A 13,126-nucleotide genomic window follows, 5' to 3' on the forward strand; every position below is an offset into this window, starting at 1 on the left:
GCGACTACCCCACCGCCCGCCGCTACTACGAAGCAGCGCTGGCGATTAAGGACGAAGTGCTGGGCCGCCGCCATCGCTCCACCGCCGTCACCCTGCACGAGCTGGGGCGGCTGGCTGCCAACGAAGGCGACTACCCCACCGCCCGCCGCTACTACGAAGCAGCGCTGGCGATTAAGGACGAAGTGCTGGGCCGCCGCCATCGTGAGACCGCCAGGACGCTATCTTCACGGCGCTGGCTGGTCTGGAAAGCGCTCTGGGAGACTGCGGCCTGCGCTGTGTTGACCTGGTTTGTACTGCCCGATCATATCGCTCTGGTCGGTGCCGGCTTGGTGCTTGTACTCGGTGCAATCGGCTATTTCCGCTGGCGGCAGGCAACCGGCGTAGTGCGGACGCTCTGGCGCGTTCAGGTCGGCTGGCTGGTCACGCTTCTGTTCCTGAATCTGTTTTCCCGTGGTAGTGTTGCTCTGTCGCCCGTTGTAGTGTATGCGCTGGCTGCCGGCGGTGCAGCGCTTGGGCTGTTCTGGCCCAGGATCATGGCTATGCCAGTGCTTCGCAGTGCCCGGCTGCGCGGACGACGATGGTTGTATCTGGTTCGGCAGTGATTGCCGGCGCTCAGGCGTCGCTGATGGTTGGTGATTGATCGAGGAGCTTTGATATGTCCAATCAGCTTACGGTTCAGGTTGAGTTCGTAGATAGCGATCCGACCAGACCCGATCCGGCGTTTGTCAGTGCCTTTACCGATCAGGTTCTTGCCGATCTGCGCAGTCGGGGAATCGACTCACAACCGGTGTACACCGGTGCCATGGGGGGTGATGTTTACGAGCTGATTCGCCAGATTGCTGAAGGCGCCGCAGCCAATAAAGATATTCTGGTGGCAATGATCGGTGGGATTATTGCGCCTATTGTTAGTGTTATCGCTGAACGAGTCAGGCAGCGCGATAAAGCATCGGCGCATCCACCTGCTCCTACCCCGTATGTTGTGGTGATTGTGGTTGAGGGTGCCAGAATCGAGGTCGCTGATCCGGATATATCCACTGACGAATTGCTGCGCCGTCTGCTCGCGGCTGATCCGCAGCTTGCAGAGAAGATTTCACCGGAAACGAAACCGGTGGTGCAGGTGCGGGTGGCGGGGCGAAGGGAGCGCCGGTAGGAGCGAGACGAACGCCGGGTAGGGGCGGGTTCCAAACCCGCCCCTACGGTGGTGTCATACGTTCCCTGTAATGTGCATTCCGTTGCATGCCCGGCGTGAATACTGTTGCCGGTTAAGATTGACGTGCATGGCGGGGTAATGCCCCCACCCTCACCCGCCCCCGCTGGGGGCGGGAATGACCGGTGCGGGATGGGTTGCGCTGTCGCACACTGGTTCAGGGTGGCGATACCTGGCGGGAAGCAGGCACAGTGGGTAGTTGCCAGGTGTGTGAGCGCCGGAGGCGCACGCTTCCAGGAGCAAGATGCTTCTATGACATCTGAAGTGTGGCTTCTGCTCCCTGCCACTGCGGCGTAAAGTTGGTATAATACAAGCACCGCGACATACAAACGTCGCTGCTGTGTTGCCGACGATTGATCATCACGGATGACGAGGTGAGCGTATGGTTGAACGGATCTGTCCGGCCTGTCGCCATGGCAACCCGCTTGAGAATCGGTACTGCGGCGCGTGCGGCGCGGCGCTCACCGAACCCGATGCGCTGGCCCCGCGTGATCAGGCAGTGCTGGCCCCGCGCACCTTTCCCCTGGCGCTGACGCCGGCGCAGGTACGGCAACTCGGTACAGCGCTGGCCCTCGGTGTGGCAACGCTGGCCGTTGAAGCCGGGCGGACATGGCTCCGACGCCGGATGGGGAGCACGCCGACGACAGCCCCGATTACGCCGGTGACCACGCCAACGATCACGACTCCGGCTGTCCCGGCACCGATCAGTGTGACGACCACGATTATCAGTCAACGGGTCGTTGAAATCTGGGAACGTGGCGAACTGGTGCGTCAGGTGGTTGAACGCCACGTCTGGCGGCGTGAAGAATAGCGGTTAATACTTCTATCAGGGTGATGCCGGATGCCGGTGAACCGCTCGCAACGGCTGCCGGTGTTCCGTCTAACCGTCCCGACAGTGGTGGAGATAAAGCGAACGGTTCCCTGACAACGGGTACCCGGTAGAATGCAGTGGCATCCAGGCTCTGTATAGCGCAACCGGTGAAGGACAAGCCGGGAGAATGCTCCAGGTGGGAAAGGAATTCCAACCACGGAACCGGCGCAGGGGCTGCGGCGTCATACGTGTGTGGTACGATACTGGTATGACCCTATCGCCGTAGCAGGAAGGACAGGCAATGACGCAGGCAATCAATCCGTTGCCCTATCAGGTATTGCGCCGGTATTTGCGCCCGTTGAGCATAAAGTTGCGGATTAACGATGGTCTGGTGTTGGCCAGTCGCACGCTCTGGCTGGCCTTGACCGTTGGTGCGCTGGTGGCTGCTGCCGGCTGGATAACGCCGATTCCTCATCTGATCTGGTGGTCGTTGACGCCGCTGGTGATCTGGCTGGTGGGGATTATTGGCTTTGTGTTGTTGAAACCGCTTCCCCCGCGCCGGGCAGCGCAACGCATCGATCTCCTGCTCAATCTGCGTGAACGCCTTTCCACCGCGATTGAACTGCACGAAACCGGTGCCGATACGCCGCTGGCCCCCTACCAGCAGGCCGATGCCAGCGCTTTGGTCAGACAACTGCATCCGCGCCAGATTCGGTTGACCATCCCGCGCCGACCGTTGTTGTGGGCATTGCTGCCGGCATTGGCAATGGTTGCCCTGTTAACTCTGCCGAATCCGATGGATCGGGTTCTGGCCGAACGGGCAGCGGTTGCCGAGATGATTGAAGAGGTGAATCAGCAACTGGCTGCGCTTGAAGAGGAACTGGCGAATCGGGAAGATCTGACGCCGGCGCAGCGTGAAGAGCTACAACGGATTCTACGTCAGTTGCAAGAGGAGCTGGCCCGAAATCCTGGTGATCGTCAGGAAGCCCTGGCCGATATTGCTCAGGCTGAAATGCGGCTCCGCCAGCAGCTTGATCCGCAAACCGATCTGCGCCAGGCGGCGCTCGAACAACTGGCCCGTCGGCTTGAGCAGCTCTCGAATAATCAGACGACACCACGCCCAACCCTCGATCAGTTACGTCAGCAGCTCGAAAATCTAGCCGATAGCCTCAATCAAATGAGCGCGGCTGAGCGTGAAGCTCTCGCCCAGGAACTGGCCCAGCAGGCTGCCCAACTGGCCGCCGCCGATCCGGCAACAGCACAAGCCCTGCAAGATGCCGCTCAGGCCCTCGAACGTGGTGATACCCAGGCCGCAGCCCAGGCGTTGCAGCAAGCCAGCCAGCAGGTTGCTAATGCCCAAAATGCCGCCGCTGATCAACGGGCCGTTCAGCAAACACTTGCCAACACCCAGGCCGCCCGTCAACAGATTGCCCAGGCCGGGCAGCAGGGTCAGAGCCAGCAGGCGCAGCAGGGCGAGGGTCAGCAGGCACAGGCCGGTCAAAACCAGCAAGGCCAGGGCCAGAATCAGCAGGGTCAGGCCCAGGGACAGCCCGGTCAGGGTCAGCAAGGCCAGCCTGGCCAGGGTCAGCAAGGCCAGCCCGGTCAGGGTGGTGGATCAACCGCCGATAATCTCGGTCAGCAACAGAGTAATGTGCCGGGGAATGTCGATCCCAATCGCCCCGCATCGCAGCAGGGGCAGGGCAGTAATGGCGATCTGGTCTACCAGCCCTTCCGCCCATCCGGGCAGACCGGTGATCCCGACTTTATTCCCGGTCAGCAGGGAAGTGGCGGCAGTAGTGACATACGACCGGGTCAGGGCCAGCAGAGTGGTCTAAATAACCCATCCGTCGTACCTTACGAGCAGATCTTTCCCGAATATCAGCGCACTGCTACCGAAGCACTTGAGCGGGGCAGTGTCCCGATCTATCTGCAAGACCTCGTCCGCGAGTATTTCTCGCGCCTTGAACCGTAGAAGGAGAACTGCATGACCGTTGCTCCCCAGGCCACGACAACCCTCTCGCCGGAAGAATTTCGGCAGCGTGCTCAGCAGATAGAAGCTGAAGTTGCCCAGGTGATTGTCGGCCAACACGATCTGATCCGACAGGTTATCATTACGCTGTTGGCCGGCGGCAATGCGCTGCTCGAAGGCGTGCCCGGCCTGGCGAAGACCACGCTGGTGCGCACACTGGCCGATGTGATCGATTGTAAGTTTTCGCGTATCCAGTTTACGCCCGACCTGATGCCGGCGGATATTGTAGGGACGACGCTGATCAGTGAAGATGCCCACGGTCATAAGGCGTTCCGCTTTGAACCGGGGCCGATCTTTGCCAATCTGGTGCTGGCCGATGAGATTAACCGGGCAACCCCGAAAACCCAATCGGCCCTGCTCGAAGCGATGCAGGAGCGCACGGTGACCGTTGCCAAGACGATCCACCAATTACCGAAGCCGTTTTTCGTACTGGCGACGCAGAACCCGCTCGAAATGGAAGGTACCTATCCACTGCCGGAAGCGCAGCTCGACCGCTTCTTCTTCAAGATTAACGTTGCCTTCCCCTCGGCGGCAGAACTGGTCGAGATCGCCCAACGTACCACTGGGGCGCGCCAGCCGACGGCACGCCACGTCGCCGATGGTGCGACGATTATCCAGATGCAGGAGCTGGCCCGTACTGTTCCTATCGCCAGCCACGTCCTGAGCTATGCCGCCCGCCTGATTACGGCTACCCACCCGGAGAGTAAGGATGCACCGGCGATTACAAAGCAGTATGTGCGCTACGGTGCCTCGCCCCGTGGTATGCAGACCCTGATTCTGGCCGGTAAAATCCTGGCCTTGCTCGATGGACGATACAACGTCTCTTTTGGCGATCTGCGCCTGGCCGCGCTGCCAGCGCTCCGCCATCGGGTGGTGCTCAACTTCGAGGCCCAGGCCGAAGGCGTCAGCCCTGATGACGTGGTGAAGGGGGTTCTGGAAGCGGTGAAGGAAGAGTGATGGCCGGGCCGTTGCTGACAACCGCTTTTTTGCGCAAGTTAGATCGGCTGGCGCTGCAAACCCGGCGGGCGATGGCGGGTGATCTGCAAGGTGAACGCCGTAGCCCCAAACGCGGCTCGTCGGTTGAGTTTGCCGATTTTCGCCCCTACACGACCGGCGATGACATCCGGCAGATCGACTGGAATCTCTACGCCCGGGCCGAACGGTTCTACCTGAAACTGTTCGTGGCCGAAGAGGAGCTGAATGTCCATTTGCTGGTAGATACCAGTCGCAGCATGGCCTGGGGCGATCCGGAGAAACTGCATTATGCCTGCCAGATTGCCGCAACCTTCGGCTACATTGCCCTGAATAATCTTGACCGGGTAAATGTTACTGCGTTTGGTGGCCCTCCGGCGGCGGTGAGTGGTATTCGTGGCAAGCGCGGTGCGGTAACCCTGTTTGAGTTTTTGCAGCGGCTGGAAGCCGGTAGTACGACCAACCTGACCCAGTTCTGCCGCAACTATCTCCAGACCGTACGGAGTGCCGGGCCGCTCTTGCTCTGTTCCGACCTGTTTGACCCAGGCTGGCGCGATGCGTTGCGGACACTGACGGCACGTCCATTCGAGATAACCATTATGCACATCCTGTCGCCACAAGAGATTGATCCCCCGATTGAAGGCGATATTCGCCTGGTTGATAGCGAAGGGGGGCCGGCGGTTGAAATCAGTGCCGATCTCGATGTGCTTCAGCGTTACCGTGACACCTTGCGCGACTGGCAACACGAAATCGAGACCTTTTGCAGCGGCCGTGGCATCCGCTATGTGCCGGTCAATACGGCCGTGCCGATCGAAGAGTTTGTCTTCGCCCAACTACGACGAGCTGGTATTGTGCGATGATTGAAGTGCGCCTGATCAAACCGGCAAAGGGTCAGATCATCCGCTATCCGGCGACTGTGATCGCCTGCGATGATCAGAGTGTGACCGTGCGGGCCGAGTGGCGGTTGGGGAGAGTCGATCTCGGTCTGTTCAGTATCGAGCCGGGAGATGTGATGATCGAGACGTTTTATACCAATCGCTGGTATAACATCTTCCGTGTACAGCAGCCCAACGGCACAACGCGCGGCTGGTACTGCAATATGGCCCGTCCCGCCCGTATTGACGGCACCACCATCGAAACCGAAGATTTAGAGATCGACCTGATCGTCAGTGCCGACCGCCGGCACGTCGAACTGACCGATCTGGGTGAATACGAAGCACGGGGGATTGCCCAAACCGATCCGAATGCCGATGCTGCGCTGCGTGCAGCACTGGCTGAATTGCGTGATCTGATTGCCCGTGGCGAGACGCCGTTCACTCCTGATACGCCGATCACAGATCACGGTAGCACGGCGTGCAGGCCGCATTCCAATCCGAACAGGTAAGGTCTATGTCGTTTCTGGCACCATTAGCGTTAATCAGTGCAGCAATTGTTGGTCCGATCATTGTGGCCATGTATCTGCTCAAGTTACGCCGGGAAGAACGTGTGATTTCGTCTACCTTCCTCTGGCAGCGGATGGTGCGTGACATCGAAGCCAATGCACCGTGGCAGAAACTGCGCCGGAATCTGCTCTTGCTCTTGCAATTGCTGCTGATGCTCTTGCTGGTGCTGGCCCTGGCCCGTCCCTTTCTGCCCGTAACCGGTATCAGTGGTTCAAACCTGATTATCATCTTCGACCGCTCGACCAGCATGCTGGCGACCGATGAACCACCAACACGCCTGGAAGCAGCCCGTCGCCAGGCTATCGCATTGATCGACCAGCTTCCCGATAATGGCCGGGCTACGATTATTACGGTTGGCGGTCAGATGGAAGCACCTATCGCTTCCTCAAACGACCGTCGTGAGCTACGTCGGGTCATTGAACAGATTCAACCCAGCTACAGCAATCAATCCGACTTGACCCAGGCGCTCACTTTGGCATCGGCGCTCGCGGCCCGTGAACCCGATAGCGAAGTAGCGATCATTTCCGACGGGAATGTCACTCTCCCTGATGGCTTGCGCGTCCCGGCACGAGTGCGGTACTTTCCGATTGGCCGGGCAACCGATAATGTGGCGATTAACGCGATTGCGCTTCAGCCTGGCCCCTTCGAGCAAACCCTGTTCGTCCAGGCGACAAACTACGGTGATAGTCCGGTGACCCGGCGGCTATCGATCTATCTGGATGGTCGGCTCGATTTTGCGATTGACCTGACCTTTGATCCGGGTCGTGAGCAGAGCCTGACCCAGCCCATCCCGTCTACCGTCACGGTCGTTGAGGCACGGCTTGACGAAAACGGTGATGCCTTGCCGGTTGATGATCGCGCCTTTGCCGTTAGCCCACAACGCGAAACAGTGCGCGTGCGGCTGGTTAGCGACGGCAATCGCTTCCTTGAAACCGGCCTCTCCCTGCTGCCCGGTATCGAGGTCGTGAAGACGCCCACAACGACTACCACCTTCCCGGAGAGTGCGGCAGAAATCCCGCTCACCATCTTTGACGGAGTCACGCCCGCCGAACTGCCACCGGGCAACCTGCTCTTTATCGGCCCTCTCCAGAGCACAGACCTCTTTTCGATCACCGGCGAATTTGACTTTCCGCTCATTCGGCCAGCGTCGCTTGAAGACCCTCTCTTGCGCAACGTGCGTTTGAACGACGTCAACATCTTGCGCGCACCGCGCATTGTTCCCGGCACATGGGCGCGGGTTATTGTTGATAGCGATGGCGGCCCGCTGCTGCTGGCCGGAGAGCGCGAGGGGCGGCGAATTGTGGTGCTGGCCTTTGACCTGCACCTGTCAGACCTGCCGCTCAACATCGCCTTCCCGTTACTCCTCTCGAACATGATCGAGTATCTCTTACCGGTGAGTGGCGTCCAACTGACCACCGGGCAACCGATTGTGGCGCCGGTTGATCCGAGTATCGAAGAGGTTCGGATTATCCGCCCGGATGGGCGCGTCGTTAGCTCACGCGACGACCAGGTGCAGGTGCAGACGAATCAAACCTTTTACACCAATACTGACATCCCCGGCGTGTATACGCTAGAGGAGCGGCGTGGAAATGAAGTCATTGCCAGTCGTCGCTTCGCGGTCAATCTCTTTGCACCGAATGAATCGCGGATCGAACCGCGCCGCGATCTTGCCATTCCCCAGATCAGCGGTGCACAGAGTACGGTCGTTCGTGAACGAGATGGCCGGCAGGAAATCTGGCGCTGGCTGGCGTTGGTCGCGTTGATCGTACTGTTGATCGAATGGCTCTACTATCAACGCAATACGCTCACCATGCTCCGCGAGCGCTGGCGGCGACGGACGGCTTAAGTGAGACCGGGTTCAGGCGAGCTAAAGCCTTACCTGAAGATGGGTAAACCCCTCCGGGGCCTGGGGGTAGCACGAGCCACTGCCAGGCCAGCCCTCCGGCCTTCCACGTCGTGAGGCAGGGCGTTACCCGCCGATCTACGAACCTGCCGAACGATAAACCCGCCGCCCTTCAATCCGCCAGTTCATCCCAACCGCCGGCAATGACTACCCTGTACGTCCAAAGCACGAGCGATGACTCACGACGCCAGCCGACGCAATTGAGCCAGGTCGGTCAGAATGATGGCATCGTCGATAACCTGAATCAGATTCGCTTCACGCATATCACCCAGGGCTTTGGTCACTGTCTCTCGATAGGCACCGATCATCTCGGCCAGTTGCTGGTGGGTATAGCGAACGATCTTCATCGGTGCAGTATCATCCGTCGGATCACCGGCCAGATCAAGTAAGAGTGCGGCCAGACGTTGGGGTACGCTTTTGAAGGCAATATCGGCCAGGCGTTGCTCCATCGTGCGCAGGCGAGACCCCATCAATTCCATCAGATCAATCGCTGCGGCAGGGTAGCGACCGAGAAAATTGCGTAGTGCTTCCCGCTCGATGCGGGCCACGGTACAATCGGTCATCGCCTCGGCACACGTGTCATGCACCCCGGCCCCGATCAGGGCCATTTCACCAAACAGACCGGGTGGATGCAGTACCAGTAGTGTAAGCACTCTTCCTTCAGGCGACACCTTGTAAATCCGCACCCGTCCCTGCTGCAAGAAAAACACGTGCTTGCCGGCTTCATTCGGTAGGTGAAAGATATGCCCGGACGGGTACGAGGCGACCTGCAACAGCGCAGTCAAGCCTGCCCGTGCAGCCGGCCCCAGATCGTGAAAGAGCGAGAGGACATCGTGTGTGTCACTCATTCAGACAATTCTCCGTGGGTAAAACGAGTACCGCCATCGTGCAGACCGGCCAGATTGACGATGCGTACACTGCTAGCGCCGCGTTGGAGCGCTGCTAATGCCGCACGTACTTTTGGGATCATCCCGCCAGAGATGACCCCCGTCGTAATCAATTCCTCGACCGCCGCCGGGGTGAGAGCCGGTACGACGTTGCCATCAACCAGTACGCCAGGAACATTACTGACGAAGACCAGTTCAGCCCCCGCCAGCGCACCAGCCACCGCTTCGGCAACCATATCGGCATTGACGTTGTAGCTGAGACCATCAGTGGCCCCCAGCGCAACCGGGGCAATCACCGGCATCCAGCCCAGAGCCAACAGATGACGCAATGCCGTACCATCAACTGCGGTTACCTCCCCGACACGTCCGAGATCGCGCCCTGCCGGGCGGTATGGTTCACAGCGCAGCAACCCCAGATCGAGACCGCTTAGTCCTATCGCTTTGACTCCGGCATTCACCAGCGCCGTGACGATCCGCTTATTGATGGTACCGCAGACCACCATCTGCATAATGTCCATCACTACTGGCGATGTCACGCGCATGCCATCAACAAACTCAATCTGCAAACCGGCCCGTTCGACTGCCGCACTAATCTCTTTGCCACCACCGTGGACGAGGACGAGCGGTTGCTGAAACGCACGCAGCGCCGCTGTCAGGCCGCTGAGGAAGGTGGGGTCATCCAATTCGTGGCCACTGACCTTGATCACACTGATTGTTGTCATAGAGACATATACCTGTACTACTAGAATGCTTTCTCAACCAGACCCGCCTGTTGTATTTGTCGAGCCAAATCGCGGCCCTTGTACCTGTTCAAACGCCATCGATAATGCAGAGTACTCCAGATCGGCAAGAGCGGCATTGCTACGGCCAAACCAATCACCCAGGCCACTGCACTCAACCCGCGCGTCAACGGATGACTGGCACCGAGGATCAGGCCAAACGGTGCGGGCAACAACACAGCCATCGCAATGGTCACAATCAAAGAAACCACACTGAAGATCAGCGCCGCACACACGAAGACGAGCAGATTATACCCGATACGTGCCAAGAGCAGACTCCACGATAGCCGGAATCCCTCTGCCAGGGGAATGGTGTCATCGAGCAATGGTTGTACATTGTACAGAGTCGCCATCAGACCGGCACCCATAAAGACGATATACAGCAGATAAACGATCAGCGTAGCGATGATCAAAACCGGTAACAACCAAAAACCAAGCGCGGTGTTCGCCATTACACTGGCAAAGATAACGGCATATGCGACAAAGCCGATTACACCACAACACATGCCGAACAGAATGCCAGAGACCGTTGAAAAGAGCATCAACCATACCGGGATCAGGCAGCCACCGTAGGCAGTAGCGAGCAACCAGCGATCCAGGCGGGGCCAGTGCCAGAGTACGCTGCGCAGCGATGGCACTTCGTCCTCAAGCACAATCCGTGTCGCTCGTGTCAGGGGGGGGATCATGAGCAGCGAGGTCAGAAACAGACTGAAACCCAGCAGCAAGAGTTCTTCGATACCGGCCTCAGCAATATCGTCTATGGTCAACAACAGATTAAATGTAGCGACCATCGCCGGCAGACTAAAGAGGCCGGCTAGCACCAGAAAGCGGGCCAGGTGCCGTCGGTAGAGTGCAACACCCGCATCGAGCAGGATCATTACCTCGTCGAGTGTTGAGCGTAAGGTACTTCGCATAGGCTGCTCCGCAATTGATAATACGCTGCCCTTGTTAGTTACCTGATCAATTGATCCCCCTCAGCCACCAGGCGGAGCAGACCGGCCTCGTCGAGATCGGGGCGGCGCAGGTCGGTGAGGAGACGAAGGATTTGCTGCCGATCAGCCGGGCGAATAGTTGCCAGTTGATCGACAAAGGCCGCATCATCGAGGGTGAGCGGTATCCCGTAAGACTGACCGAGGCGGCGCCGCAGCGTGTGATAGTAGTGTTCGGCTGCATAGGAGATTTGTCTGGTACGGCGCAGCATACCGGCAATGCTGTCGATGTATTCAACACTACTCCGGCGTGCCGTTTCACTCCGCAAGGGCAATGGACGCACAAACCGCCGACTCCCGGCCAGGATGTACAAGCCGATGACAGCCCCGCCGTAGAGGATAGCCCATCCAAACGGATGGTTCAGCAGTAACGAGCGCAGATCGGCGTTGGGGACGAAGCCGTGGTGAAATTCATCAAACACGATCTTCTGACCGGGTGGCAGCCAGCGCAAGAGATTGAGCATGAACGCTGCCGATTCCGGCTGGCGTAACCCGTCATTGGTAAATGGGTACAGACTGGAAACTACAATCACGTAGCCATCGCCAAAACGCTGGCCGGCAACGATTGGATGGGTGTCGGCAACGGCCAGTGGTGCCAGTGCCGGCTGCGGTGCCGTACTCGCGATAGCAACCGCTGTGTGAACCGGTAACGTTGTAAGCGGCGGTGAACCCAGTGCTGGATGCACAGGGGTAGCGGTGGATGTCAGCGCAATTATCTTCAATTCGAGATCAAACGCTTCCAGCAAGGGAGCAAGGGTGCTACGTGGTGACGGGCGGCTATCGGCCATTACCAGCACACCACCTTCTCGTACCCATTCGGTTACGACGGCTACCTGGGCCGGTTCGTAACGTTCAGTTGGTCCCAACACGAATAGCATCCCTTCAGCAGCACTCAAGGCAAAGGGGCGGTACGCCAATCGATCCACTCGACCGGGAACAATCCGCTCTAGCCAGCGGTACAGCGCCAGCGCACCATCGTCACTGCTACTGAATGATGTTGTGCGTATCCCTGCTCCCTGTTGACCGCGCTGATCAGCATAATACGCCGCGATCGCGCCGAGGCCGATAATGAGCACAAGCAACAGCACCAATTCAAGACGCAGCTTCATTGGATGACCTCACCTGTCTGAGCAGTGATGTGGCCTGTTGTTCATATCCGGCAAAGGTAGCTTCATCAATGGCTTGAAAACCGTACCAGGTCTTTTCAAACGTAGTCATCAATGTCAGCAGTTGATCGCGTAGCGCCGGCCAGTCTTGCAGACGTTGAAGATGCTCGCGATTGGTGAGTGAGGGCTGATACGGCAGAATCTTCTGATCATCCAGCCAGAGCAGCACCGCCAGATAGAGATAACGCACCGCATTACGCAGGTCTCCTGCCTGCCGGGCAGCCTCGGCCATGCGCTGTGCTTCGGCAAAGGTAACCGGATCGGTTGTCGGGCTGGCCGCTGTAGTAACCGGCTGAAATACCCGACGGACGCCGCGTATCCAAAATAAGAGTAAACCACCGAACAGCAATGCTATCACTGCGAGCGTCGCCCAGACAATCCCGCTGATCGGTGAGCCATCGCCGGCAACCGGGGCTGCTGGTACATCAGGTAGATCAGGCAAGAGATCGGCGAGACGCTCGAATAACCAGTTGAGGAAGCGGGTAAGCCAGCTCTCGGATTGACTGTGGTTAAACGGTGGCTCGTTAAAGACTGCTTCCCAATGCTGCAAGGCATCGGCAGCGACCGCGCTGCCGGTCGGTTCCAACGCATCAATCAAGGCTCCCAGCCGGGCAGTGATACGCGGCAGATCGGGTGTCGGTTGGGCCAGCATCTCGGCCAGCCACGACTGATCGACCGGCGCGATCTGACCATCAGGCATACGTACCTGACGGATTGCTATAAGCTCATCCGCCAGTGCCCTCACCTCAAGCAGATCGCCTCGCTGGGCCGCAGTGTAAGCAGCCCGCAATAGACGGTCGTACTCGGTGAGAGACACCTCAACCGGCTGCGCAGATACGTCCGGTAACCAGATCAACCAGATCATCAGCCAGCAACCCATCAGGCTTAATCGAAACCTCATTATTTCTACCCTTGACCGTCAGAAAACTTTACGGTATAGT

At 58.7% G+C, this 13,126-nt stretch carries 13 protein-coding genes; 8 read left to right on the forward strand and 5 right to left on the reverse strand.

Annotated elements, in window-relative coordinates; all coding sequences use genetic code 11:
• From VAE57_RS13835 to VAE57_RS13870, 8 genes are all read left to right on the forward strand, one after another.
• Positions 1 to 602: tetratricopeptide repeat protein (locus tag VAE57_RS13835; RefSeq protein ID WP_322822456.1), on the forward strand; the 602-nt coding region annotated here is incomplete at its 5' end.
• A gap of 53 nt (positions 603 to 655) precedes the next feature.
• Positions 656 to 1,150: a hypothetical protein gene (locus VAE57_RS13840; protein ID WP_322822457.1), complete on the forward strand. Its 495-nt coding sequence runs from the start codon at positions 656 to 658 to the stop codon at positions 1,148 to 1,150.
• A 439-nt stretch (positions 1,151 to 1,589) separates the two neighbouring features.
• Positions 1,590 to 2,018 (forward strand): zinc ribbon domain-containing protein, encoded by a 429-nt coding sequence (locus VAE57_RS13845; RefSeq protein WP_322822458.1) that lies wholly within the window; start codon positions 1,590 to 1,592, stop codon positions 2,016 to 2,018.
• Positions 2,019 to 2,319: 301 nt separating this feature from the next.
• Positions 2,320 to 3,990 (forward strand): hypothetical protein, encoded by a 1,671-nt coding sequence (locus tag VAE57_RS13850; protein WP_322822459.1) that lies wholly within the window; start codon positions 2,320 to 2,322, stop codon positions 3,988 to 3,990.
• A gap of 12 nt (positions 3,991 to 4,002) precedes the next feature.
• A complete protein-coding gene (locus VAE57_RS13855; protein ID WP_322822460.1) occupies positions 4,003 to 5,004 on the forward strand; it encodes a MoxR family ATPase in 1,002 nt (333 codons plus the stop codon).
• Positions 5,004 to 5,879 (forward strand): DUF58 domain-containing protein, encoded by an 876-nt coding sequence (locus VAE57_RS13860; RefSeq protein ID WP_322822461.1) that lies wholly within the window; start codon positions 5,004 to 5,006, stop codon positions 5,877 to 5,879. Before VAE57_RS13855 ends, VAE57_RS13860 begins: the two co-directional genes overlap by 1 nt.
• Positions 5,876 to 6,403 (forward strand): DUF402 domain-containing protein, encoded by a 528-nt coding sequence (locus VAE57_RS13865; RefSeq protein ID WP_322822462.1) that lies wholly within the window; start codon positions 5,876 to 5,878, stop codon positions 6,401 to 6,403. Before VAE57_RS13860 ends, VAE57_RS13865 begins: the two co-directional genes overlap by 4 nt.
• Positions 6,404 to 6,408: 5 nt before the next feature.
• A complete protein-coding gene (locus VAE57_RS13870) occupies positions 6,409 to 8,307 on the forward strand; it encodes a BatA and WFA domain-containing protein (protein WP_322822463.1) in 1,899 nt (632 codons plus the stop codon).
• A gap of 236 nt (positions 8,308 to 8,543) precedes the next feature.
• Here VAE57_RS13870 and VAE57_RS13875 read toward each other — a convergent pair whose 3' ends face one another.
• Genes VAE57_RS13875 through VAE57_RS13895 form a run of 5 tightly spaced genes read right to left on the reverse strand, consistent with a single transcriptional unit; the run spans position 8,544 to position 13,086 of the window.
• Positions 8,544 to 9,212 (reverse strand): Crp/Fnr family transcriptional regulator, encoded by a 669-nt coding sequence (locus tag VAE57_RS13875; protein ID WP_322822464.1) that lies wholly within the window; start codon positions 9,210 to 9,212, stop codon positions 8,544 to 8,546.
• Positions 9,209 to 9,973 (reverse strand): acetylglutamate kinase, encoded by a 765-nt coding sequence (gene argB / locus VAE57_RS13880; RefSeq protein ID WP_322822465.1) that lies wholly within the window; start codon positions 9,971 to 9,973, stop codon positions 9,209 to 9,211. The genes VAE57_RS13875 and argB overlap by 4 nt, the downstream gene beginning before the upstream one ends.
• Positions 9,974 to 9,993: 20 nt before the next feature.
• On the reverse strand, positions 9,994 to 10,944 hold the full coding sequence (locus VAE57_RS13885; protein WP_322822466.1) for a hypothetical protein: 951 nt from the start codon (positions 10,942 to 10,944) through the stop codon (positions 9,994 to 9,996).
• Positions 10,945 to 10,982: 38 nt separating this feature from the next.
• Positions 10,983 to 12,128, reverse strand: a complete 1,146-nt coding sequence (locus tag VAE57_RS13890) for a DUF4350 domain-containing protein (protein ID WP_322822467.1) — start codon at positions 12,126 to 12,128, stop codon at positions 10,983 to 10,985.
• Positions 12,112 to 13,086 carry a DUF4129 domain-containing protein gene (locus VAE57_RS13895; protein ID WP_322822468.1) on the reverse strand — a complete coding sequence of 325 codons (975 nt, stop codon included), beginning with the start codon at positions 13,084 to 13,086 and terminating at the stop codon, positions 12,112 to 12,114. The genes VAE57_RS13890 and VAE57_RS13895 overlap by 17 nt, the downstream gene beginning before the upstream one ends.
• Positions 13,087 to 13,126 lie beyond the last annotated feature (40 nt).

Origin of the sequence: Chloroflexus sp. (genome assembly GCF_034434295.1) — a bacterium.
Classification (GTDB): domain Bacteria; phylum Chloroflexota; class Chloroflexia; order Chloroflexales; family Chloroflexaceae; genus Chloroflexus.